At 71.0% G+C, this 22,045-nt stretch carries 24 protein-coding genes and 1 pseudogene; 14 read left to right on the forward strand and 11 right to left on the reverse strand.

What is annotated here, in order from left to right; translation table 11 throughout:
- Positions 1-100: 100 nt before the first annotated feature.
- On the forward strand, positions 101-610 hold the full coding sequence (locus VE172_RS01625) for a tetratricopeptide repeat protein (protein ID WP_324796196.1): 510 nt from the start codon (positions 101-103) through the stop codon (positions 608-610).
- 174 nt (positions 611-784) lie between these two features.
- Positions 785-1,186 (forward strand): hypothetical protein, encoded by a 402-nt coding sequence (locus VE172_RS01630; protein ID WP_324796199.1) that lies wholly within the window; start codon positions 785-787, stop codon positions 1,184-1,186.
- Positions 1,187-1,266: 80 nt separating this feature from the next.
- Here the strand turns inward: VE172_RS01630 and metF are convergent, their stop codons facing one another.
- A complete protein-coding gene (gene metF / locus VE172_RS01635; protein WP_324796201.1) occupies positions 1,267-2,190 on the reverse strand; it encodes a methylenetetrahydrofolate reductase [NAD(P)H] in 924 nt (307 codons plus the stop codon).
- Positions 2,191-2,297: 107 nt separating this feature from the next.
- Between metF and VE172_RS01640 the strand changes: the two genes are divergently transcribed.
- From VE172_RS01640 to VE172_RS01660, 5 genes and pseudogenes are all read left to right on the forward strand, one after another.
- On the forward strand, positions 2,298-3,371 hold the full coding sequence (locus VE172_RS01640) for a polyprenyl synthetase family protein (RefSeq protein WP_324796203.1): 1,074 nt from the start codon (positions 2,298-2,300) through the stop codon (positions 3,369-3,371).
- A 241-nt stretch (positions 3,372-3,612) separates the two neighbouring features.
- Positions 3,613-4,071 (forward strand): hypothetical protein, encoded by a 459-nt coding sequence (locus VE172_RS01645; RefSeq protein ID WP_324796206.1) that lies wholly within the window; start codon positions 3,613-3,615, stop codon positions 4,069-4,071.
- Between the two features lie 71 nt (positions 4,072-4,142).
- Entirely contained in the window at positions 4,143-4,871 is a 729-nt protein-coding gene (locus VE172_RS01650; protein ID WP_324796209.1) for a class I SAM-dependent methyltransferase, read from the forward strand.
- Between the two features lie 7 nt (positions 4,872-4,878).
- A complete protein-coding gene (locus VE172_RS01655) occupies positions 4,879-5,676 on the forward strand; it encodes a class I SAM-dependent methyltransferase (RefSeq protein ID WP_324796212.1) in 798 nt (265 codons plus the stop codon).
- Between the two features lie 113 nt (positions 5,677-5,789).
- Positions 5,790-6,431: pseudogene (locus VE172_RS01660) on the forward strand (protein kinase domain-containing protein); the annotation flags it as partial.
- A gap of 309 nt (positions 6,432-6,740) precedes the next feature.
- On the opposite strand, the gene bfr reads toward VE172_RS01660, so the two are convergent.
- Positions 6,741-7,223, reverse strand: coding sequence for a bacterioferritin (bfr, locus tag VE172_RS01665; protein ID WP_324796258.1), 483 nt, complete (start codon positions 7,221-7,223; stop codon positions 6,741-6,743).
- A 136-nt stretch (positions 7,224-7,359) separates the two neighbouring features.
- Here bfr and VE172_RS01670 point away from each other — a divergent pair, with 136 nt between their 5' ends.
- On the forward strand, positions 7,360-7,956 hold the full coding sequence (locus tag VE172_RS01670) for a Uma2 family endonuclease (RefSeq protein ID WP_324796214.1): 597 nt from the start codon (positions 7,360-7,362) through the stop codon (positions 7,954-7,956).
- On the opposite strand, the gene VE172_RS01675 is transcribed toward VE172_RS01670, so the two are convergent.
- The 3 genes from VE172_RS01675 to VE172_RS01685 form a co-directional block, all read right to left on the reverse strand.
- On the reverse strand, positions 7,953-8,138 hold the full coding sequence (locus VE172_RS01675) for a (2Fe-2S)-binding protein (RefSeq protein ID WP_324796216.1): 186 nt from the start codon (positions 8,136-8,138) through the stop codon (positions 7,953-7,955). The genes VE172_RS01670 and VE172_RS01675 overlap by 4 nt on opposite strands.
- A gap of 97 nt (positions 8,139-8,235) precedes the next feature.
- Positions 8,236-9,255: a threonine aldolase family protein gene (locus VE172_RS01680; RefSeq protein ID WP_324796218.1), complete on the reverse strand. Its 1,020-nt coding sequence runs from the start codon at positions 9,253-9,255 to the stop codon at positions 8,236-8,238.
- A gap of 5 nt (positions 9,256-9,260) precedes the next feature.
- Positions 9,261-10,067, reverse strand: a complete 807-nt coding sequence (locus tag VE172_RS01685; RefSeq protein ID WP_324796221.1) for a helix-turn-helix transcriptional regulator — start codon at positions 10,065-10,067, stop codon at positions 9,261-9,263.
- 48 nt (positions 10,068-10,115) lie between these two features.
- Between VE172_RS01685 and VE172_RS01690 the strand changes: the two genes are divergently transcribed.
- Positions 10,116-10,547 (forward strand): DUF2000 domain-containing protein, encoded by a 432-nt coding sequence (locus tag VE172_RS01690; RefSeq protein ID WP_324796224.1) that lies wholly within the window; start codon positions 10,116-10,118, stop codon positions 10,545-10,547.
- Between the two features lie 15 nt (positions 10,548-10,562).
- Here VE172_RS01690 and VE172_RS01695 read toward each other — a convergent pair whose 3' ends face one another.
- Both VE172_RS01695 and VE172_RS01700 read right to left on the reverse strand, forming a co-directional pair.
- Positions 10,563-11,027: a VOC family protein gene (locus VE172_RS01695; RefSeq protein WP_324796226.1), complete on the reverse strand. Its 465-nt coding sequence runs from the start codon at positions 11,025-11,027 to the stop codon at positions 10,563-10,565.
- Positions 11,028-11,029: 2 nt separating this feature from the next.
- Complete coding sequence (locus VE172_RS01700) at positions 11,030-12,385, reverse strand: class II 3-deoxy-7-phosphoheptulonate synthase (RefSeq protein ID WP_414715051.1); 1,356 nt, start codon at positions 12,383-12,385, stop codon at positions 11,030-11,032.
- A gap of 237 nt (positions 12,386-12,622) precedes the next feature.
- Here VE172_RS01700 and VE172_RS01705 point away from each other — a divergent pair, with 237 nt between their 5' ends.
- From VE172_RS01705 to VE172_RS01725, 5 genes are all read left to right on the forward strand, one after another.
- On the forward strand, positions 12,623-13,408 hold the full coding sequence (locus VE172_RS01705) for a TrmH family RNA methyltransferase (RefSeq protein WP_324796232.1): 786 nt from the start codon (positions 12,623-12,625) through the stop codon (positions 13,406-13,408).
- A gap of 47 nt (positions 13,409-13,455) precedes the next feature.
- Positions 13,456-13,902: a MarR family winged helix-turn-helix transcriptional regulator gene (locus VE172_RS01710; protein ID WP_324796235.1), complete on the forward strand. Its 447-nt coding sequence runs from the start codon at positions 13,456-13,458 to the stop codon at positions 13,900-13,902.
- Positions 13,899-15,290, forward strand: a complete 1,392-nt coding sequence (locus tag VE172_RS01715) for an MFS transporter (protein ID WP_324796238.1) — start codon at positions 13,899-13,901, stop codon at positions 15,288-15,290. Before VE172_RS01710 ends, VE172_RS01715 begins: the two co-directional genes overlap by 4 nt.
- A 62-nt stretch (positions 15,291-15,352) precedes the next feature.
- On the forward strand, positions 15,353-15,976 hold the full coding sequence (locus tag VE172_RS01720; RefSeq protein ID WP_324796241.1) for a cyclodeaminase/cyclohydrolase family protein: 624 nt from the start codon (positions 15,353-15,355) through the stop codon (positions 15,974-15,976).
- Entirely contained in the window at positions 15,976-16,824 is an 849-nt protein-coding gene (locus VE172_RS01725) for a bifunctional 5,10-methylenetetrahydrofolate dehydrogenase/5,10-methenyltetrahydrofolate cyclohydrolase (RefSeq protein WP_324796244.1), read from the forward strand. Before VE172_RS01720 ends, VE172_RS01725 begins: the two co-directional genes overlap by 1 nt.
- Positions 16,825-16,925: 101 nt before the next feature.
- Here the strand turns inward: VE172_RS01725 and VE172_RS01730 are convergent, their stop codons facing one another.
- From VE172_RS01730 to VE172_RS01745, 4 genes are all read right to left on the reverse strand, one after another.
- Positions 16,926-19,001 (reverse strand): HelD family protein, encoded by a 2,076-nt coding sequence (locus VE172_RS01730; protein ID WP_324796247.1) that lies wholly within the window; start codon positions 18,999-19,001, stop codon positions 16,926-16,928.
- A gap of 464 nt (positions 19,002-19,465) precedes the next feature.
- Entirely contained in the window at positions 19,466-20,161 is a 696-nt protein-coding gene (locus VE172_RS01735) for a YcnI family protein (protein ID WP_324796250.1), read from the reverse strand.
- Positions 20,162-20,175: 14 nt separating this feature from the next.
- Positions 20,176-21,816, reverse strand: coding sequence for a copper resistance CopC/CopD family protein (locus VE172_RS01740; RefSeq protein ID WP_324796252.1), 1,641 nt, complete (start codon positions 21,814-21,816; stop codon positions 20,176-20,178).
- A gap of 1 nt (position 21,817) precedes the next feature.
- Positions 21,818-22,045 (reverse strand): hypothetical protein (locus tag VE172_RS01745; protein WP_324796254.1); only part of this gene is annotated, 228 nt, incomplete at its 5' end.

The following is a 22,045-nucleotide window of genomic DNA, read 5'->3' on the forward strand; positions in this document are numbered from 1 at the left end:
GCGCAGGGTGACCGCGATGACGCCCTCCTCGGGTCCCGAAAGATTCGGCGCTCGCCGAATCACTGGCATCGAGCCTAGCCGCCCCACCAGGATGGTGATCATGACGGAAACCGAGATCAACCCCGACTGGGAGCGCCGCAGCGTCGCCCTGTGGGCCTCCATCGACGACCACGAGCCCGCCGAATTTCGCGACCGGGTCGCCGCCCTGGCCGCCGAGGCCGGTGAGGACAGCGGGCTGGGCGACTTCGAGCGCGCCGCGGCCTGGGATTCCACCGGCCACCCCGACCAGGCGATCCCGCTGTATCGGGAGGCGCTGGACAAGAAGGTGCCCGGGGAGCGCCGCCGCCGCGCGGTGATCCAGATGTCGAGCTCCCTGCGCAATGTCGGCCACCCCGACCAGGCCGTGGAGCTGCTGACCGCCGAGATGAACTCCGGGTCGGACCACCTGGACGACGCGGTGAAGGCCGTCCTCGCCCTGGCGCTGACCGATGTGGGCAGGGAGCGGGAGGCGGTGTCGCTTGTGGTGGGCGCGCTGGCGCCCCATCTGCCGCGTTATCAGCGCTCGATGGCCAACTACGCCCGGCTGCTGTTGGAGCCCGAGGAACCGTAGGGAAAGGACACACGAGTGGCGTCGCACAGATTTGTGCGACGCCACTCGTGTTGTGGCCCTGGGGTTGTCGAGGAGTCTGAAGGAGGCTTCAGCGCTCTTAAGCGTGGGTTCAGGCGGCGTTGCGCATGATGGGCGGCGTCGGAAAATCCGGCACACTGTTCGAAAGGATCCATCATGAACACCTCCTTTGTGGCCAAGCATCGGCGTTGGTTTCTGGCCGGCGTCACCGGCATGGTGTTGGCGGGCGCGGCGGTGGCCACCAGCAGCGCGGCCTTCGCCGACGACGGCGGCACCGACGATTCCACCGCCGCCTCCTCGTCGGTCAGTGTGGACGTCAAGGACGCCGCCGACGCCGCCACGGCGGATCAGTCCGATTGCGACGTGACCGCCGCCCTGCTGTACGACAGCGGCCAGACTCCGATGTGGAACATCGAGATGACGTGCGGCGACGGCACGGTGAAGTACGTGGACGTCAACGCCCAGGACGGTTCGGTGTCCAAGGCCGACGACGACCCCGGCAGCGGTGGGGCCTCGACCGGCGATGACGGCGCCGACGACGGGGGCACCGCCAACTAGACCCGCCGGTGGGGCCGCCGCCCGGTTCGGTCTTCCCCGTTCCGATCCGGACCGGGCGGTGGGTCAGCGAGGCGCCGCTGTCACGAGCGCGCGACGGGCACGGGGCCGAGGTTCTGCCAGATCTCGCGGGTGGCGCTGGACTTGTTCAGGGTCACGAAGTGGATGCCCGGGGCGCCCTCGTCCAACAGCTTGCGCGCCAGCTCGGTGGCCACCTCCACGCCGACGGCGCGCACCGCCTCGGGGTCGTCGGCGACGGCGTGCAGGCGGTCGGCCAGGTCGGACGGGAACTCGGAGCCCTGCAGCTGGGCCATCTTCTCGATCTGCTTGACGTTGGTGACCGGCATGACCCCGGGGATGATCGGGACGTTGACGCCGGCGGCTTCCACGGCGTCGCGCAGCCGAACCCAGTCACGCCAGTCGAAGAAGAACTGCGTGATGGCGAAGTCGGCGCCCGCGCGGCACTTGTCGATGAAGTGGCGGGTGCAGGTGTCCCAGTCGGGGCTGCGCGGGTGCTTCTCGGGGAACGCGGCGACGCCGACGCAGAAGTCCCCGGCGGACTTCACCAGTTCCACCAGCTCGGCCGCGTAACGCAGGCCGTCGGGGTGCGCCACCCACTCCCCCTGCGGATCGCCGGGCGGGTCGCCGCGCAGCGCCAGAATGTTGCGCACGCCGCCGGAGGCGAAGTGGCCGACGAGATTGCGCAGCTCCGCCACCGAGTGGTTCACCGCGGTCACGTGCGCCATCGGCAGCAGGGTGGTCTCGGCGGCGATGGCGTCCGTGGTGGACACCGTCGAGGTCCGGTTCGAACCGCCGGCGCCGTACGTAATGGACACAAAGGAGGGTTGCAGCGACTCGAGCTCGCGGATCGCCTGCCACAGCACCCTTTCCCCGCGCTCGGTCTTCGGGGGGAAGAACTCGAACGAGAAGGTCGGGTCGGTGCCCCGCAGCAGATCGGAGATCGCCGCGGGGTGGCCGGGCATCACGGAGGGCGTACCAAGAGTCACCCCTCAACCCTAACCGTCGGCGCAGCTGGCGGCCCAGGGCGCGGCCCGCGTCCCATCATGCGGCCCCAGCGGCGGGTGCGGGGGTGCGTCCCCGTACCGTCGGATCCGTGCCAGGACCGATCGACCACGCGAATCTCGGCGCCCGAATCGAAACCGCGCTGACGGCGTTTCTCGCCGAGCAGCGTCGTCGGCTCACCGGGATCGACGCCGCGCTCGCGCCGGTGTGCGAGGCCGCCGAGATCTTCGTGCTCGGCGGCGGCAAGCGCATCCGTCCCGCGTTCGCCTACTGGGGATATCGCGGCGCCGGCGGCGCCGACAGCGACGAGGTGGTGGGCTGCGTGGCGTCGCTGGAGATGCTGCAGGCCTCGGCGCTGATGCACGACGACCTGATGGACGAATCCGACACCCGGCGCGGCGAGCCGTCGGTGCACCGCCGCTTCGCCACCCGCCACACCGAATCGGGCTGGTCGGGGTCGGCGCGCGACTTCGGGGACAACGCCGCCCTGCTGCTGGGCGACCTGGCCATGACCTGGTCCGACGAGATGTTCACCGGCGCGGGCATGCCCGCCGACGCGGTCGCCGCGGCCCGCGTCGACTTCGACTGGATGCGCACCGAGGTGAGCGCGGGCCAGTACCTCGACGTCCTCACCCAGGCCGAGCGCGACACCACCGTGGAGCGGGCGCTGAAGGTCGCGCGTTTCAAGTCGGCGAAGTACACCATCGAACGCCCCCTGCTGATGGGCGCCGCGCTGGCGGGAGCCTCCGAACACGTGCGCGCCACGTATTCCGAGCTCGGCCTGCCGCTGGGCGAGGCCTTCCAGCTGCGCGACGACGTCCTGGGCGTCTTCGGCGACCCCGCCCAGACCGGCAAGCCCGCCGGCGACGACCTGCGCGAGGGCAAACACACCTTCCTGATCGCCCGCTCCTATCGGGCCGCCGACGGCGCCCAGCGATCCGTCCTGGACTCGCGGCTCGGCGACCCCGACCTCGACGACGCCGGGGTGGAGGCGCTGCGCGCGGTCATCCGCGACACGGGGGCGCTGGCCGCCACGGAGGAACGCATCGATCGCCTCGCCGAGGCGGCGGCGGCGGCGCTGCGCGAGGCCAAGCAGCTGCTGGAGCCCCGGGCCACCGAGGTGCTCACCGAGCTCGCCGAGGCCGCCGTCCGCCGCCACCTGTAGCGATTCCGCCTTTCGGCCGATGACCGGCCGTCCGTTGAGACGATTTGAGACCCGCGAGAGGTACCGCGCAGCCACCTTTCGCGCGCGGCCTCGTTGGACCCTGTAGCCGCTCGCCAACGCATCGTCGTCGGATCTCCTCCATCCCGGCCGTTGCGTTGACGGGCGCGATCCGCATCACGAGTTGACCGCGGACGCACAGCGGCTGGGGTGCCGCCGGTCCGCGCCGAAGGGAATGAACCTGATGAGACTGTCCCGCGAGATCGCCGGGCTGTTGCGCTCGCTTCGTTACGATCTGCGCCATTCGGGACGGGCCCGCATGATGGCGGTGCTGACGCTGCTGGGGACGGCCGTGGTGGTGGTGCTGTCCCTCGGGGTGGCCGCCGCGACGGGCGCCAACGGCACCCGTCCCACGGGGGTCGACTCCTCGCCGTCCAGCGACATCGGCGAGGCGGGCATGGCCGGGCAGGACGGCAACGGCCCCGGCCGGGGCGACAACACCGACCAGTTCGGGATTCCCGACGGCTCGAAGAGCTCGTCGAAGTCGCCGAGCTCCTCGGCGTCCCATTCCCGGCCGTCGTCGCCCTCGCACCGACCCACGCATCATCCGACCCCCCACCCGACCCACACGCCGTCGCCCACCGACTCCCCCACGCCCACCGACCCTCCGACCTCGGAGGACGGCGGCTCGCCCAGCAGCTGAGGCCGCCCGGGCCGTCGGGTTACCCCCAACGCGGGACCCGCTCCGCGGGCGGCAGCGCCTAGAGTGCTGGGATGCCTGAAGGTCCGACCCGCACCACCCACACCGACGCCGCGGGCGACGCCATCGACGAGCTGCTGGGTTGGTACGACACCTACGCCGACGACCTGCGCCGGGTGCGTGAGGAACAGCGCGAACACCGCGCCGCCCGCCCCACGATGCGGGCCCAGCTGGACGACCTCGAGGCCGAGCTGACCTACCTGCGCATCAGGAACGCCCGGCCCGCCCACGTGGTGGAGATCGGCTGCCTGCACGGCTGGTCGACCAGTTGGCTGCTGCGTGCCTTGCGCGACAACGATCACGGACGGCTGCACAGCTTCGACCGGGTGGACGCCGCCACCCGCGCGGTTCCCAAGGAGCTGACCTGCGACCGCTGGAGCTTCGTCCACGGCGACATGCGCGAGGGTCTCGACCGGCTCCCCGCCAACATCGGGTACCTGTTCATCGACGCCGCCCACACCGCGCGCTTCGCCAAGTGGTACCTGGCGTCGGTGCTGCCGCGGGTGGTACCGGGCACCCCGGTCAGCGTCCACGACGTGTTCCACCTGCGTCGCCCCCTGCCGTTCACCGAGGGCAGCGTGCTCCTGAAGTGGTTGCGCGCCAACGACATCGACTATTTCACCGTCGCCCGCCGCGCCGCACCTGAGGCGCACCGCCGCCTCGTTGCCAAGCGCCGCGAGCTCGGCATCGACGCCCCCGTCCACGACGGCGACCACAACCCGATGCTCTTCTTCACCCGCTGAGGACGCCGTGCCATCCCACGCCAGCTTCACCGACCGCGAAGACCTGCGCGGCAAGGCGTACGCCGACGAACGCCACCTGCTGACCCGAAAGTCGATCTACCAGTACCGGCGTCCCCCGCTGGCGCTGGTGGACGAGGTGATGGCGCGCCTGGCCGACGCCCCCGGCGGGCCGCGCGTCGACGTGGGCTGCGGCGACGGCGCCTACACCCGGGCGATGCGGCGGCAACGCCCCGACGCGACCGTGGTGGCGATCGACCTGTCGCCGGGAATGGCCCGCGCGGCGGGCGCGCCCGCGCTGGTCGCCGACGCGACGCGGCTGCCGCTTCCCGACGGCTCCTGCGCGGCGGCGCTGGCCCTGCACATGCTGTACCACGTTCCCGATCCCGACGCCGCGGTCGCCGAGCTGGCCCGGGTGTGCCGCCCGGGCGGGCGGGTCGTGATCGCCGGCAACGCCGACGCCGACAAGGCCGAGTTCAACGGCCTGTGGGAGCGCGCCGCGCTGCGGGTTCCCGGTGCGGCGGGGCGGTTCCGCCGGGACGCCTTCCTGTCGCTGGATGAGGTGGAGCACCTGGCCGGGGCGCACTTTCGGCGGGTGCGGCGCGAGGATTTCACGGGTGTCACCGTGGTCCCCACGGCGGCGCCGCTGGTCGACTTCCTGGACTCCACCCGCGCGCTGCGCGGCGTCGACGACGCCGTCTTCGACGCGGTGCTGGGGCACGCGGCGGCGGAGATCGCCTCCGCGATCGACCGCGACGGCGCCTTCAGCTTCACGAACCATATTGGACTGATTACCGCGGAAGGCTGACGCGCCGCCCGTTTGGCGCATCCGCCGCGCTTCCACGCCATAGACTCCCCACTGTGGGGGAAACGTACGTGGACGATCCGCTGGTCGGCGAGCTCATAGACTCCCGATACCGGGTGGACGCCGCGCTGGCCTCGGGCGGGATGGCGCGGGTGTACCGGGCGTATGACACCCGGCTGGAGCGCGTGGTCGCGGTGAAGGTCATCAACGCCACCCTGGCCGCCCGCCCCGCGTTCGCCGAGGCGTTCTGCCGCGAGGCCAAGACCATCGCCCGCCTGTCCCACCCCAACGTGGTCGGCGTCTTCGACCGCGGTCATCACGGCAACCTGCCCTACGTGGTGATGGAGTTCGTGGACGGCCGCACCCTGCGCGACGAGCTGTCCGCGCACCGCCGCCTCCGCCTGGAGCGGGCGCTGGCAGTGTGCCGCCAGCTGTCGGCCGGGGTCGCCGCCGCGCATCGGATCGGCCTGGTGCACCGCGACATCAAGCCCGAGAACGTGTTGATCGACCGCTCGGGCACGGTGAAGGTGGTGGACTTCGGGCTGGCTCGCGCCGCGCACGTCGCCGAGACCCGCCGCGCCCCGCTGCTGGTCACCGCCGCCTACGTCGCCCCCGAGATCATGACCGGCGGACCCGCCACCCCCGCCACCGACGTCTATTCCATCGGCATCGTGCTGTACGAGCTGCTCACCGGGGCCGTCCCCTTCGACGGCCCCAATCCGTCGCGGGTGGCGCGGCTGCACGTCGACCACGCCGTCCCGTCCCCCGCCACCCTGCTGCCCCAGCTGCCGCCGCCGGTGTGCTCGATGGTGGTCCGCGCGACCCGCCGCAACCCGACGGCCCGCTTCCGCGACGCCGACACGCTGGTGTCCGCAATGGACGGGGTCCTGCGCCGCGCGGGCAACACTCGCCACCCGCGGCCCGTGTCCCGCCCGCGCCGACTCCGCCGCCTGGCGCTGGTCACGATCGCGCTGCTGCTGGTCGGCGCGGCGGGCTGGTGGATGGCCGCCGACGGCGCCGACAAGGGCTCCCCGCACCCCACCGCCCCCATCAGCAGCCAGTCCCCGTTACTCGTCTTTGGGCTGCTCGATCAGGGTCTGCAGGTACATCGGCTCGCCCAGCTTCTCGATCAGGTCGAGCTGGGTCTCCAGGTAGTCGATGTGCTCCTCCTCGTCGGCGAGGATGCCCTCGAAGAGCTTCGCCGAGGTGACGTCGTGGATCGAGCGCATGTACTCGATGCCGCGCCGCAGCCGATCCACCGCCTCGACCTCGATCTGCATGTCGCTGCGGAACATCTCGGGGACGTTCTCGCCGATGCGCAGGGCGAAGAGCTTCTGGTAGTTGGGCAGTCCCTCGAGGAACAGGATGCGGTCGGTGAGGATCTCGGCGTGCCGCATCTCGTCCAGCGACTCGGCGCGGGTGTGCTTGGCCAGCTTGGTGTAGCCCCAGTTGTCCTGCATCTTGGCGTGCAGGAAGTACTGGTTGATGGCGGTCAACTCGGCGGTCAACTGCTCGTTCAGGAATTCGATGACCTGCTTGTCGCCTCGCATGGTCGCCTCCTCGTCTCATTAGATCATGAACGCGTCACACGCTACGGAAACGGGAAAACGGACAAGACGTCAGGAAACCCTAAAATAGGTCAGGCTTGGCTAAGATTCGCCGTGCCATAAGAGAGGAGCCGTGACGATGATGATCGAGCAGGACCAGATTCGCCTAACCCCCGAGTTCCAGCTGGGCAAGATGCTGATGTCCCACACGGGCGAGTGGACGCTTGATGAATTCGAGACCATTCCCACTGAGGTGTCCGTCGAACTCCACGATGGGAACCTGATCATGACTCCAAGTGCCATGCCAGAACACATGTACGCCAGCGGAGAGCTCGTTCTTCTTTTCAGGGAGACGGTCAAGCATCGGCCACAGGTGAACATGGGGGTTGACGTCTATTGTGGATGCGATAGCCGTTGCATCCGCAAACCCGACCTTTTGATCCTGCGCGAGCCGCAGCACGGGCGTCCGATCCCGTCGGCGAACCTGCTCCTGGTCGGCGAGGTCGTGTCGCCAGGAAGCAGGGACGAGTGGGGCGACAAGATGCGCGATTACGCCGACGGCGGCATCGAGTGGTACCTGATCGTCCAGGAAACCCCCGCGGGTTTTCGCGGCGAACTGCACCGACTCGACGAGTCGGGCAAGTATCGGCTGGTCGTCGAGGCGGAGCCCGCGGGCGAACTCAAGCTCCCCGAGCCATTCGAACTGGACATCAACCTGCGCGAGCTTTCGTACTAGCCCGCCGTCAGGGCCGCGGGGCCGTACTCTGCCTCCAGCAGGTCGGCGATCCGCTCCAGGCAGTTGCCGCAGCCCGTTCCCGCGCCGCACGCGTCGCCGACGGCGTCTTCGGTGCGGGCGCCCTCTTGGATGCAGCCCCGCACCTCTTTTTCACACACGCCGTGGCAGATGCAGACGTACACCGAGCGGTCCCTCCTAGGTAAGCCTCTCCTAACAAAGGCTCACCTAAGGTAACCCGTCGCGCGGCGCCGTGGCCATCCCCCGAACGTCGGATGTGCGTCACACCCGCGACAGCAGCTCGGTGAGCACCTTGATCGCCTGGTCGATGCCGTCGTCGTCGACGTCGAGGTGGGTCAGCAGGCGCCCCGAGTCGGAGCCCATCACCGAGATCAGGACGCCGCGCTCGGCGGCCGCGGTGGCCAGCGCGGTGATGTCGGGGATCGTCAGCAGGATGATGTTGGAGACCACGCGGGAGGCGTCGGTGGCGCCGAAGGGTTCCAGCGCCTCGGCCAGGCGGCGGGCGCGGGCGTGGTCGGCGGCGAGGCCGTCGATGTGGTGGTCGAGGGCGTGGATGCCCGCCGCGGCGAGGATTCCCGCCTGCCGCATGCCGCCGCCCAGGCGCTTGCGGAGCAGGCGGCCCCGCTCGATGTTGTCCGTTGTGGACGCTATGAGGGAGCCGACGGGGGCGCCCAGGCCCTTGGACAGGCACACCGAGACCGTGTCGAAGGGGGCGGCGAGGTCGGACAGCGGGGTGCCCGTGGCGACGTGGGCGTTCCAGATGCGGGCGCCGTCCAGGTGGAGGCCGAGGCCCTTGGCATCGGCCAGTTCACGCAGGTCGCGCAGGGTATCGACGCCGACGACGGTGCCGCCGCCGCGGTTGTGGGTGTTCTCCACGGCCACCGCCCTGGTCGCCACGGTGTGGTAGCCGACGCTTTCGCGGACGAAGTCGGCGACCAGGTCGACGTCGAGGCGCCCGCCCCGGGTCGGCCAGGTGCGGGTGGACACGCCGCCGAGCGCCGCGGCGGCGCCCACCTCATGCGAGACCACGTGCGCGTCGGAGTCGGCCAACAGCTCCTCGCCCGGCGACACCAGCAGCTGGATGCCGATCTGGTTGGCCATGGTTCCCGACGGCACGAACAGCGCGGCCCGCTTGCCCAATAGGTTAGCCACAGTGGACTCCAGGGCGGTGACGGTGGGGTCCTCGCCGTACACGTCGTCGCCGACCTCGGCGGCGGCCATGGCCTGGCGCATGGCGGGGGTGGGGCGGGTGACGGTGTCGGAGCGCAGATCGATCGGCATGCGCATCACAGTAGAACGCCCGGGCTCGAGCGGGCGAATCGCGACGGCGTGGTGCCCAGCACACGTCGGAAGTGGCGGGTGAGATGAGCCTGGTCGAAGAATCCCGTCCGCGCCGCCACCCTCGCCGAGGGCACGCCGTCCAGCAGCAGGCGGCGGGCGAGGTCGACGCGCCGCCCGATCAGGTACTGGTGCGGCGACATCCCGAAGCGCCCTCCGAAGGCGCGCACCAGATGCGCGGGGTGGTGGTGCAGCAGCGCGGACGCCTCGGCGAGCGTGACGCCGTCGACGACGCGGTCGTCCAGCAGGTCGCGCAGGCGGGCGGCGCTGGCGGGGTCGGGCACCGTCGGCGGGGCGTCGGATCGCCGGAGGTGGCGGCGCAGCCGCTCCAGCACCAGCACGAGCCGCGCCTCGGCGGCGAGCTCGTCGCCGGGCGACAGCAGGGCGGCGTGGAGCCGGTCGATGTGTTGGCGCATCGGCGCGTCGGAGAATTCGGGGTGGTCCACGGCCCGCCCGATCAGGCCGTCGCCGAGGGCGTCGGCGTCGAGATAGACGACGCGCTTGCGAAAACCGCGCGGGGTCGCCGAGCACCCGTTGTGCGGCACGTGCGGCGGCAACAGGGTGACGATGTCGCGGGGCGCCCCGTGCTCGTGGCGGTCCAGGTCGTAGCGCACCGCGCCCGCGTCGACGATCAGCAGCGTCCACGAATCGTGGGTGTGCATCGGGTAGGCGTGGTCGGTGAACCGCGCGTGCAGCACCTCGGCGACGCCCGCCACGGCGGGACGCCACGCGGTGACCGCGCTCGCGCCAACCATGCAAAGAACGTACAAGATCGCGGCCGTCGCGTGCGAGATCGTGGGGGCGTGACCTCAGACAACTCGGAAATCAGGTTCGACACCAAGCTGGCCGTGATCCTGCGCGACGACCTGGCCGCCTGGCAGCGCCTCAACGTGACGGCGTTTCTCACCAGCGGCATCGGCTCCCGCTTCGGCGAGGTGATCGGCGAGCCCTACGCGGACGCCGACGGCACGCGGTATCTGCCGATGTTCCGCCAGCCCGTGCTGGTGTTCCAGGCGGACGGCGCGACCCTGACGACCGCCCACCAGCGCGCCGTGCGCCGCGGCGTGGCCACGGCGGTGTTCACCCACGACCTGTTCTCCACGGGCAACGACCGCGACAATCGCGCGGCGGTGCGCGCGGTGGCCGGCGACAAGCTCGACCTGGTGGGCATCGCGGTGTACGGCCCCCGCAACGCCGTCGACCGCGTCGTCAAGGGCGCGTCGATGCACCCGTGACGCCGATTCGACTCGTCAGTGGACGCAGAACTCGTTGTCCTCGGGGTCGGCCATGACGACCCATTCGCCCGCGGGCTCCGTCACGTGCTGGATCACCCTGGCGCCCAGGGTTTCCAGGCGCTTGACCTCGGAGTCGCGCTCGCCGCTGGGGCCGTGGAGGTCGATGTGGAGGCGGTTCTTGGTGGTCTTGATCTCGGCGGCGGGGACGCGGTTGAACAGGATGCGGCGGCCCAGGCCGACGCCGCTGGTGGCGTCGGACGGGTCGTCGGGGTGGCGGACGGCGGCGGCGTCGCGCCAGGCGCGCCGACCGTCGTGCTCGATCACCAGGGCGGCGGGGACGGCGCCCGCCTCCAGCAGCTGTCCGATGAGGACGCTGTGGTCCTCGGCGGTATAGCGCAGCGCCTGCGCCCAGAAGTCGGCCTGCGCGTGCGGGTCGAGGGCGTCGACGACGAGCTTCCAGTGGATCGGTGCGGGCGCCATGGTCAATGCCTCAACATCTCGGCGACCAGAAACGCCAGTTCCAGCGACTGCTGGGTGTTGAGCCGCGGGTCGCACGCGGTCTCGTAGCGTTGGGAGAGATCGGAGTCGGCCAGGGCCTGCGCCCCGCCGAGGCATTCGGTGACGTCGGCGCCCGTCAGTTCGATGTGGATGCCGCCGGGGTGGGTGCCCGTGCCGCGGTGGACCTCGAAGAAGCCCAGCACCTCGTCGACGATGCGGTCGAAGTCGCGGGTCTTGTAGCCGCTGGCCGATTCGAAGGTGTTGCCGTGCATGGGATCGCACTGCCAGATCACCTGGCGGCCCGCCGCGTGCACCTTCTCCACGATGGTCGGCAGCACGTCGCGCACCTTCTGGTTCCCCATCCGCGACACCAGGGTGAGGCGTCCGGGGGCGTTGTCGGGGTTGAGCTTCTCGCACGCCTCCAGCACCCAGTCGGCGGAGGTGGACGGGCCGATCTTGCAGCCTATCGGGTTGGTGATCCGCGAGGCGAAGTCGATGTGCGCGCCGTCGAGGCGACGGGTGCGCTCCCCGACCCACAGGAAGTGGCCCGACAGCGCGTACGCCTTGCCGCGGTTGACCCGCGTCAGCGCGCGGTCGTACTCCAGGGCCAGCGCCTCGTGGGAGGCGAACATCGTGACGGTGTGCAGGGCGTCGTCGTCGACGCCGCAGGCGTCCATGAACGCCAGGGCCCGGTCGATCTCCCGACCGATCGCCTCGTAACGCTCGCCCGCGGGCGACTGCCGCACGAAGGTGCGGTTCCAGTGGTGGACGGCCCGCAGGTCGGCGATGCCGCCCGACAGGTAGGCGCGCAGCATGTTCATGGCCGCGGCGGCGTTGGCGTAGGCGCGGATCATCCGCTGCGGGTCGGCGACGCGGGCCCCCGCGGTGGCCTCCAGCGAGTTGATCATGTCGCCGCGGTAGGTCGGAAGTCCAAGGGAGTCAAGGGGACTGGAGCGCGGCTTGGTGTACTGGCCCGCCACCCGCCCCAGCTTGACCACGGGCATGCTCGCGCCGTACGTCAGCACGACCGCCATCTGCAGCAGGGTGCGCGCCAGGCCGAGCAGGTGGCCCTCGGTGTTGTCCACGAAGGTCTCGGCGCAGTCGCCGCCCTGCAGTAGGAACGCCCGCCCCGCGCACACCTCGGCCAGCTGGTCGCGCAGCTCGTCGACCTCGTACGGGGCCACGATCGGGGGGACCGCGTTGAGGACGCTGACGACGTCGTCCACTTCGGAATAGTCTTCCCAGGGCGGCATCTGGTCCCGCGGCAGGTTTCGCCACTGGTCCAGGCCGAGTTCGGCGGCGCGCGCGGTCGAAGCATCCGCGTCGGTCTCGCCGGGGATGAGTCCAGGATTACGCAGCTTGTGCCAATCGGGAGTCACGCCGATAGCTTACGGCCCCCGCTCAGGCGAACGCGCAGGTCCCACGGGCGTTTCACAGGGTAGGACGGCGTGAATGTCGCCACACGCGTTGGCGTGCGAAATTCGCTTGGCGGGAGCGCGGCGGCGGGCCTAGGCTGCCGCGCATGGGTATGTGACACGCCTTCGATTCCCCGTTGGTGAACGAGCTCGGAGCCCGTCATGCCCTTTTCCCATGTTGCCGCGCGCCATCCGCGCATCCAGTCGTGCATCGCGCCGCCGCCGGGGATGGTGGTGGTGGAGGGCCGGTGGGCGCATCGGCTGCTGTTGGACGTGTCCGCCGCCGTCGACACCGTGCTGTGGTGCCCCGAGCTGGGCGGCGACGCTTCGCTGGCCCGCGCCGTGGCGCGCACGGCGGGCGCGGCGTTCGAGGTGTCGGCCAGGACCATGGAGCGGGTGACGCACCGCCGTCGCGGCGGCGGCCTGGCGTCGCTGGTTCGCTTGCCCCGCTGGGGTTTCGACGCCTCGCGGTTCGGTCCCGACGCCCTGGTGCTCATCGCCGACGGGGTGGAGTACGCGGGGAATCTCGGGACGCTGATCCGCACGGTGGACGCCTGCGGCGGCGCCGCGCTGGCGTTGACCAATCGCCGCGCCCGCGTCGACGCGGCGGCGGTGTTCACCGCCAGCCGCGGGACCGTGCTGACCACCCCCGTGCTGGAGTTCGACAGCGTCGAGGCGGCCGCGCGGTGGTGCCGCGCGGGCGGTTTCGTCGTCCACCTGGCCAGTCCCGCCGCCGACACCACCTATCGGGACGGGAGTTTCGCGGGGCGCACGGCCATTGTGGTCGGTTCGGAGGGCGAGGGGATCGGCCCCGCCTGGTTCGAGCATCCGCATTCGCTGGTGTCGATCCCGATGCGGGGTCGCGCGGACTCGCTCAACGTGGCGGTGGCCGCGGCGGTGTTGATGTTCGCCGCGGCGGGGGGTGTCGAATCACACAGTCCAGACTGATCAGTTGAAACTTGACAGTCTTACCTGATGAATTTAGCGTGGACGGTATGAACGCCACCACGGACATCTCCCCCACCGCCACCCGCGCCGCCCACGAGCTGCGGGTCATGGTGGGTCGGCTGCGGCGCCGCGCCCGCGAGGTCTCGGACTCCAGCGAGCTGACGCCCTCGCAGACCTCGGTGATCAGCCGCCTCGACAAGGACGGACCCGCCACCGCGGCGTCCCTGGCCGCCGCCGAGGGCGTGCGCCCCCAGTCGATGGCCGCGACTCTGGGCGTACTGGACGAGCGCGGCATGATCCGCCGCGAGCCCGACCCCGACGACGGGCGACGGCAGCGCATCCTGCTGACCGACGAGGCGCGGGACTGGATGAGCGGCAGCCGCCGCCAGCGGGAGGAGTGGCTGTCGCGCCAGATCCAGGATCGGTGCAGCGAGGCCGAGCGCCGCCTGCTCGTCGAGGCACTGGCGATTGTGGACAGAGTCATCCGCCCATGACCGAGGCCCCCGCCCTTCCCCGTGCCCGCAGCGGTTTCGACCGCAGACTCGTCGCCCCCATGCTGCTGGGGTCGGTGCTCAACCCCATCAACTCCTCGATCATCGCCGTGGCGCTGGTGCCCATCGGCGTGGCCTTCGGCGCGGCGCCGTCGGCGACCGCGTGGCTGGTGTCCGGCCTGTACGTCGCCACCGCCGTGGGCCAGCCCGTCGTGGGTCGCCTGGTGGACATCTACGGACCGCGCCCGCTGTACCTGATCGGCACGGGCCTGACGGGGATCGCGGGGATCCTCGGGGTGACCGCGCCGCACCTGGGGGTGCTGGTGGCCGCGCGCGTGATCCTGGGGGTGGGCACCTGCGCGGGCTACCCCGCGGCCATGTCGCTGATCCGCAGCGAGGCCAGGCGCACGGGACAGGACAGCCCCGCGGGCGTGCTGACCATGCTGGCGGTCGCCAACCAGACCGTCGCGGTGATCGGGCCGTCCCTGGGCGGGTTCCTGATCGGCGTCGGCGGGTGGCGCGCCACCTTCGCGGTCAACATTCCGTTGTCGGCGGCCTGCCTGATCCTGGGCTGGTTGCTGTTGCCGCGCACCGAAAAGAGCCAACGCCCCGACGCGCGCATCGACCTGTGGGGCATCGCGTTGTTCACCCTCATGCTCGTCAGCCTGCTGCTGTTCGTCATGAACCCGCACCTGTCCACGCTGTACCTGGCGGGCCTGGCGCTGGCCGCGGGCGCCGGGTTCACCGTGCGGGAGCTGCGCTGTGCGCAGCCGTTCATCGACCTGCGGCTGTTCGGCGGGAACCTGCCGCTTCTGGCCACGTACGGGCGCAACCTGCTGGCGATGATCGTCGCCTACGGATTCCTCTATGGATACACCCAGTGGCTCGAGGACGGGCGCGGGTTGTCGGCCTCCACCACGGGCCTGCTGCTGTTGCCGCTGTTCGGGACCGGCATCGTGGTGTCGGTGGTGTCGGGCCGCCGCGCGGGCGTGCGCGGCAAGCTGCTGATCGGCGGCCTCGGACAGGTCGTCGCGATCACGCTGCTGTTGTTCACGGGCTCGTCCACGGCGCTGTGGGCGCTGGTGATCGTGGCGTTGACGGCGGGGATTCCCCAGGGCCTCAACAGCCTCGCGATGCAAAACGCCGTCTACTTCCAGGCCGACGCGGCGCGGCTGGCCTCCAGCGCGGGCCTGCTGCGCACCTTCACCTATCTCGGCGCGATCGCCGCCTCGGCCGCCAACGCCGCGTTCCTGCGCCACGGCGCCGACACCCCCGGAATGCACCAGCTCGCGTGGTTCATGCTGGCCGCGGCGGTGGTGTTCCTGGCGGTGACGGTGTTCGACAGGTCGCTGAGCGGGGTCGGACGGCCGCGCACCGAGACCCCGGCCTAGGGCCTGTCACAACGCGCACACCACCGCGCACCCGACGGGCGTCGGGCCGATATCGTCGGCCCATGCGAGATGAGGCAATCGGTGAGTGGCTCGACAGGCTGGCTTCGGCCGCCCCCGCACCCGGCGGTGGCGCCGCCGCGGCGCTGAACGCCGCCACGGGCGCGGCCCTGGTGTCGATGGTGTGCAACCTGACCATCGGCAAGCCGAAGTACAAAGAGCACGAGCTGACCATGACCGACGTGCTGTCCAAGTCGGAGGAGCTGCGGCGCGAGGCGCTGCGGCTGGCCGAGGAGGACGCCAAGGCGTTCACCGAGGTGATGGGCGCCTACGGGATGCCCAAGAACACCGACGAGCAGAAGGACACCCGCCGCGAGTCCATCCAGCGGGCCCTGGTGGGCGCCGCCGAGGTGCCGCTGCGGATCGCCGCGGTGTCGGCCGACGTGATCGCCCTGGCGGGGCGGATCATGGACGGCGCCAACGCCAACGTGCTGTCCGATGTGGCCGTCGCCGCCGACTCGGCGCGGGCGGGCCTGCGTTCGGCCTCCATCAACGTGGAGATCAACCTGTCGTCCATGAAGGACGCCAACCGCCGCGACTCGATCGCCGCGGAACTCGAGCGCCACCTGGACGCGCTGATGAACGCCGACGCCATCGTGGCCACCGTCGCCGAGAGGATCAAGGGCTGATGCGCGACATCGACGGGCGCGCCATCGCCAAGGCCCTGGGCGCCGAGGTGAGCGCCGACGCCGAATCCCTGCGCGCCAACGGAACCACGCCCACCCTGGCCGTGGTGGTCCCCACCGACGACGACGCCACCGCCTGGTACGTGCGCTCCATCGAGCGCACGGCCGGTCGCGTCGGTGTCGAGTGCCGCACCGTCCACCTCTCCGAGCCCACGGCCGCCGACCTCACCAAGCGGCTCGACGCGCTGTCGGCCGACGACGCGGTGCACGGGATCATCTGCCAGACCCCGCTTCCCGCGGGCATCTCCCTGTCCGAGGTCGGCGAGCACATCGCGGTGGCCAAGGACGTCGACGGCGCCAACCCCGCCAGCCTGGGCCGCCTCGCCGCGGGCCTCGACACCTTCGCACCCGCCACCGCCGCGGCGGTCGCCGAGATCCTGCGACGCGAATCGGTGCCGCTGAAGGGAAAGCGCGCCGTCATCATCGGACGGTCCATGGTGGTGGGTAAGCCCGCCGCGATGCTGCTCCTGGCCGAGCACGCCACCGTGACGGTGTGCCACTCCCGCACCGAGGACCTGCCCGCGGTCTGCGCCGAGGCCGACGTCCTGGTCGCGGCCGTGGGCCGCGCCGCCATGGTCACCGCCGACTACGTCAAGCCGGGCGCCACCGTCATCGACGTGGGCACCAATCCCACCGACGACGGCGGCCTCGTCGGCGACGTCGACGCCGCGTCCGTTGCCGCCCGGGCGGGGGCGCTCACCCCCGTCCCCGGCGGCGTCGGCCCCGTGACGACCATGCTGCTGATGCGCCACACCGTCACGGCGGCGGCACGGTGTTCATTGAACGCCTGATCTGCCCGATGGCGTCGCGGGTCCGCCGCCGATGACCACGGCGCCGGCGTGGACGACTCCCCCGACCGCATGTGCCGTGGGCCGGGAGGTATTCGGACGTCTCAGGCGACATCCACTCTCACCAGTCGTTGGGTGGCGCGGGTGAGGACCACGTAGCCGACGCGGATGGTGTATTCGTCGACCAGGCCGTCGAAGTCGGCGATCACGACCGCGTCGTACTCCAGGCCCTTGGACTCCAGCGGGCCCACCAGCGAGATGCGGGGGTCATCGGACAGCGCCTCGGCCAGGGCCCCGTGGATGCGGGGTGAGGCGATGACGCCGACGGTTCCCTCGACCTCGGACAGTTCGGCGGCGGCGCGGGCGGCGACCGCGGGGGCCAGCGAGGCCCTATCGCCCACTGTGGTGATTATTGGGTCGGTTCCCGTGTGGCGCACCGCGTCGGGGATGTCGGCGTCAGGGACCGATCGGCGGATGATGTTGGCGGCGTAGTCGAAGATCTCGGCGGAGTTGCGGTAGTTGGTGCTCAGGTGGAAGCGGTGGCGGGGGCCGCTGCCCAGGGCGTGGCGCTGCGCGGCGCGGGACTCGGCGGGGTCGGGCCAACTCGACTGGGCGGCGTCGCCCACGATCGTCCAGCCCGCCAGTTGTCCCCGGCGGCCCAGCATCCGCCACTGCATCGGCGACAGGTCCTGGGCCTCGTCGACGATGATGTGGGCGTATTCGTCGTAGTCGGCGCCGCGGTGGGCGCGCGCGGCGCGGGTGAAGTGGCGGTCCTGGGTGGTGCTGAGCTCGGCGACCCCGCCGTTCGAGCGCTCGGAGGGTGGCCGGGGCGGGCGGCCCAGCAGCTGGTTGAGCTCGTCCAGCAGCGGCACGTCGGACACGGTGTACTCGCCGCCCAGCGAGGCGGCGACGGTGTCGACCTCGGCGGGGGACAGCGCGCCCGCCGCCGCGGCGGCCAGGCGGTCGCGGTCGGACAGGGTGGGCAGCACGTCGGTGGGCTTCAGTATCGGCCACCACTTGTCGAGGAAGCCGAGGAATTCGTTGCGGGAGCCGAGTTCCCGGGAGAACTCGGCGGGCACCAGGTTCTCGATGCGGGGCTTGGCCAGCCGCCACAGCGCCACCAGCAGGGCGCGGCCCGCCTCGGTCTTGGCCGCGTTGGGCTTGGCGCCCTTGGCGTGCACGGCGCGGCGCAGCTCGTCCAGCTCGGCGGCGTCGAGGCGCAGCACCTCGCCCTTGTACACGATGGACAGTTGTCGGGGCGCGTCCAGCGGGCGGAGCCGGGCGGCGCGCGACAGCACTTTGCGCATCCGCGCCGAGCCCTTGATGGTCGCGACGCGCGAGCGATCGCGGGCCGTGGCCTCGACCCCGGGGTACAGATCCCCCAGCGAGTACAGCGCGGCGGCGTCCTCCCCCAGCGAGGGCAGCACCCGCTCGATGTACTTCATGAACACCGACGACGGGCCGACGATGAGGATGCCCGCGCCCTCGAAGCGACGCCGATCGGAGTACAGCAGGTAGGCGGCGCGGTGCAGCGCCACCACGGTCTTGCCGGTGCCGGGCCCGCCGCTGATCAGGGTGGCGCCGCGTCCGGGCGCCCGGATCGCGGCGTCCTGTTCGGCCTGGATGGTGGCCACGATGTCGCGCATCTGCCCCGTGCGCTTGCGCGTCAGCGCCGCCATCAGGGCGCCGTCGCCCACCACGGGCATGTCGGTGGTGTCGGCGTCGAGCAGGTCGTCGGTGACGTCGACGACGCGCTGGCCGACGCTGCGGATCACCCGCCTGCGCACCACCTTCTTGCGGTCGCTGGGTGTCGCCTGGTAGAAGGGCGCGGCGGCGGGCGCCCGCCAGTCCAGCAGCAGGGGGCGGTAGGCGGCGTCGCGCAGCCCGAGCCGCCCGATGTGGCTGACCTTCCCGCCGTCGGAGTCCAGCCGCCCGAAGACCAGCCCCTCGTGCTGGGCGTCGATGTCGGCCACCCGCTTGGCGGCGTTGTACACGAACACGTCCCGTTCGAACTGGGCGCCGGGCACCGCGGCGGAGCGGTGTTCGTAGCCGGCGCGTTCCCGGCGGGTGGCGGCGGTGCGCAGCTCCTCCAAGCGGCGATACACCACGTCGACGTGGGCTTGTTCGGCGGCGATTTCGGCGTCGCGCACCGTTGACTTCTGGGTGGATTGGCCGGTCACGGGTCTCCTAGGCGAAAAAAGCGAGCGATCCATTCTACGCTTTCCTCCTGGGGGTCCGACATCAACCCGACCACCACAAATCCCCACATATATTCATATGTATTGCTTTGTCGGATTCTAGACTGTCGATTCGGCTTCCCACCCATACTGTGATGTGGCGTCCGCAAGAGACGGACGTGAAACAGATCGGTATCGCACGGCCCACCAGGGCTTTCAAGGGAGGAAGCGACATGCTGGTCTCAATTGGTGCAGGACTGCTCGTCACGATCGGCGGATGGTGCCACCACCACTGGCACCACTGGCACTGATCGCCCACCCGGTCGTTCCCGTACCGGCCGAATCGCCCGTCTTGGGGTAGGCGGATAGCGAGTCGGCCACGAGGCGGCCTCCCTCGTAAACCCTTCAAAGCCGCGTTGACCTGGCCAAACGCGAAGCCGAAGGCGAGAGGGAGGCCGCCGTTTCGTCTAGTCCTCCCGGCGCCGCCGCGCCCGGGTGAACGCCAGCGCCGCGACCACCACCGCGACCACGCCGAGGCCCAGCGCCACCGCCGACATCACGGTCGGCGCCGAGTCGCCGGAGTCCTTGGACGACGCGGCCGCGGAGCCGTCGCCGTCTGCCGCGGCGGAGTCGATGGTCAGGACCGGGGCGGGGTTCTCCGGCTCCGAGCCGTCCTTCTTGGGCAGGTCGATCCAGCGGACGACATCGCCGTCGGAGTAGGTCTGGATCGCCTTGAAGACCAGGCTTCCCTTCTTGGGGAGCTGGCCGAGGCTGACGGGGAACTCGGCGAACTGTCCGACCTGGACCCCGGTCTTCTTGCTGTCGGCGGTCCAGGTGATCTTGGACACCACCGTGGAGATCTTGCGCCCCTCCATGTCGAGGGGTTTGTCCAGCTTGCGCGTGGACGTGGTGACCTTCCAGCCCTCCACCGCCGCGGTCTCCACCGAGGCCAGCGGGTGGTCGGCCGGGAGGCTGACCTCGAGCTTCGTCGCCACCGCCTTGTCGGACTCGTTGGGGACACGGAAGTCCACCCGGGCCCAGTCGCCGCCCGCCGCGGAACCGGGGTTGACGGTGACGTGAGCCCACGCGGGTGCCGCGCACGCCAGGACCGCCGCGGCGGCCACCCCCACGACGGTCGCCGCCCGGCGAACCATGGATTTCATGGATTGATTCCCTTTCATTTGATGGAGACCACCGTCGACACGGTGTCTTCGTCCCATTTGGTGGTTCGGATCGTGAAGCTGAACTTCCAGTCGCCCTTCTTCGGCAGATTCACCGTGGCGCTGGCGTGGTTGGGCGCTAGGACCGACAGGTCCATGTCCACGGCGTTGACACCGCCGGAGGACAGGCCGTACGTGCCATTCCATTCCTTGGGGCGCAACGGGGTCACGCCGTCCTTCTTGAACAGATAGACGTGGGCGGTGTCGCGTCCCACCCGCCCGGGGTCGATCTCGAACTGCAATGTGAACAGGTCGCCGCCGAGTGTCTTGTCGGTGTCGGTGCGCTGCTGGGACGCCGCCGACGCCCCCGTCACCGTGGCCGCCGGGATCGTCTGCACCAGCACGGCCGACACCCCCAGGACGCATGCCGCCACCGACAGCTCGGTGACGACCAGGCGCCGCACCCTCGCGACCACCTCCCCGGAACCGATGCGCCCCACCGCGGTGCGTGCCAAAGCGGCGGTGCCCAGCAGCACCGCGAACAGCCCGAGCTTGGCGATCACCAGCCACCCGTACGTCGTGGACACGAGGGCTCCCACGGTGCCCACATTGATCAGCGCCTGGGCGAGCCCGGCGACGGCCAGCGCCGCCACCAGCCACGTCGCCCACTGCGACCACACCGGCAGCAGCCTCTCGGCCTCGGCGACGCGGGATCGCTTGAGCGCGAACAGCGCCAGGGTCACCAGCCCGCCGATCCAGGTGGCCACGGCGGCGATGTGGACGGTGTCGGACAGGACGGTCAGCGGCGGCGCGGGCGAGGTGGTGGCGTGGCCCGAGAACGACCAGGTGGCCGCCAGCGCGACGCCGAGCAGACCGAGCCAACCGCGCGGCAGCCCGCTGGATCGCCCCGTCAGAAAGGGATGCAGCAGCGGAACAGCCACGAGCACCAGCAGGAGCCGCACCATGGCCGCGCCGCCGAACCGTGACGCCAGGACCGCCCCGACGTCGCCGCCGTTGATGTCGAACAGGCCGCTGCCCGCCGTGTACGGAACCTGGAGATACAGCCCCACCATGGATGTCGCGGCGACGGTGGACAGCCCCGCGATCACCAGTTTCGCCGCGCCCCGCCGCGAGCCCGGGTTGGCGGCCAGCAACAACAGGGCGGGCCCGAAGACCAGGGCCAGTCCGGCGTAACCGATGTAGCGGTCGGCGATGACCAATGTGGTCACCACGGGGTCGGTGCCGGTGGCGCCCGCCACGGCGGTGGGCGGCGGGGAGGTCTTGCCGTAGGAGAAGGTGAAGCCGCCGGGCACCGGGTGCCCGTCGGCAGAGATCACCCGGTAGCTGACCAGGTAGGTGCCCTTGGGCAGGTGGTCGCGCAGCCGATACGTCAGCCTGTCGCCATCCACTGTGGCCTTGCCCGCGGTGGCGGGCGAGCCGTCGGGGGCCACCACCGTGGTGTCGGCGGCCACCGGCGACACCGGTTCGTCGAATGTGACGGTGACCTTGCCGGGCGCCGCGTTGACGATCGCGTCGGCGTTCGGCGTCGTCGACACCACCGTGGCGTGCGCCCACGCCGCGCCGGGAAGCAGCAGCGCTCCACACAGGCCGATCAGTATTCCACACAGGACGACAACGCGCCTTCGCTTGGCGCCCATGTCACGCGTTCACCGCGCGACCGGCCGCGGGCTCGGGACGCCGCTGGTGGCGGCCCAGCGCGCACAGCAGACCGGCCTGCACCAGCGCCACCAGGTGCCCGCTCTCGTCGGCCAGCCCGGTGGCGCCGCGGATCAGGTCGACCCCCGAGGTGGCCGCCAGGCACAGCGCCAGCACCAGCGCCACCGGCACGAAGGCGCGGGCCCGCTCGGGGCGGATCGCCGCCAGCAG

The organism is Stackebrandtia sp. (assembly GCF_035643755.1).
Lineage (GTDB): Bacteria > Actinomycetota > Actinomycetes > Mycobacteriales > Micromonosporaceae > Stackebrandtia.

Excerpts from the sequence above, each read along its gene's own strand:
- VE172_RS01625 (WP_324796196.1), top strand. The coding sequence starts at position 101 with ATGACGGAAACCGAGATCAACCCCGACTGGGAGCGCCGCAGCGTCGCC.
- VE172_RS01630 (WP_324796199.1), top strand. The coding sequence starts at position 785 with ATGAACACCTCCTTTGTGGCCAAGCATCGGCGTTGGTTTCTGGCCGGC.
- VE172_RS01645 (WP_324796206.1), top strand. The coding sequence starts at position 3,613 with ATGAGACTGTCCCGCGAGATCGCCGGGCTGTTGCGCTCGCTTCGTTAC.
- VE172_RS01650 (WP_324796209.1), top strand. The coding sequence starts at position 4,143 with ATGCCTGAAGGTCCGACCCGCACCACCCACACCGACGCCGCGGGCGAC.
- bfr (WP_324796258.1), bottom strand. The coding sequence starts at position 7,223 with ATGCGAGGCGACAAGCAGGTCATCGAATTCCTGAACGAGCAGTTGACC.
- VE172_RS01670 (WP_324796214.1), top strand. The coding sequence starts at position 7,360 with ATGATGATCGAGCAGGACCAGATTCGCCTAACCCCCGAGTTCCAGCTG.
- VE172_RS01680 (WP_324796218.1), bottom strand. The coding sequence starts at position 9,255 with ATGCCGATCGATCTGCGCTCCGACACCGTCACCCGCCCCACCCCCGCC.
- VE172_RS01685 (WP_324796221.1), bottom strand. The coding sequence starts at position 10,067 with ATGGTTGGCGCGAGCGCGGTCACCGCGTGGCGTCCCGCCGTGGCGGGC.
- VE172_RS01695 (WP_324796226.1), bottom strand. The coding sequence starts at position 11,027 with ATGGCGCCCGCACCGATCCACTGGAAGCTCGTCGTCGACGCCCTCGAC.
- VE172_RS01705 (WP_324796232.1), top strand. The coding sequence starts at position 12,623 with ATGCCCTTTTCCCATGTTGCCGCGCGCCATCCGCGCATCCAGTCGTGC.
- VE172_RS01710 (WP_324796235.1), top strand. The coding sequence starts at position 13,456 with ATGAACGCCACCACGGACATCTCCCCCACCGCCACCCGCGCCGCCCAC.
- VE172_RS01715 (WP_324796238.1), top strand. The coding sequence starts at position 13,899 with ATGACCGAGGCCCCCGCCCTTCCCCGTGCCCGCAGCGGTTTCGACCGC.
- VE172_RS01720 (WP_324796241.1), top strand. The coding sequence starts at position 15,353 with ATGCGAGATGAGGCAATCGGTGAGTGGCTCGACAGGCTGGCTTCGGCC.
- VE172_RS01725 (WP_324796244.1), top strand. The coding sequence starts at position 15,976 with ATGCGCGACATCGACGGGCGCGCCATCGCCAAGGCCCTGGGCGCCGAG.
- VE172_RS01735 (WP_324796250.1), bottom strand. The coding sequence starts at position 20,161 with ATGAAATCCATGGTTCGCCGGGCGGCGACCGTCGTGGGGGTGGCCGCC.
- VE172_RS01740 (WP_324796252.1), bottom strand. The coding sequence starts at position 21,816 with ATGGGCGCCAAGCGAAGGCGCGTTGTCGTCCTGTGTGGAATACTGATC.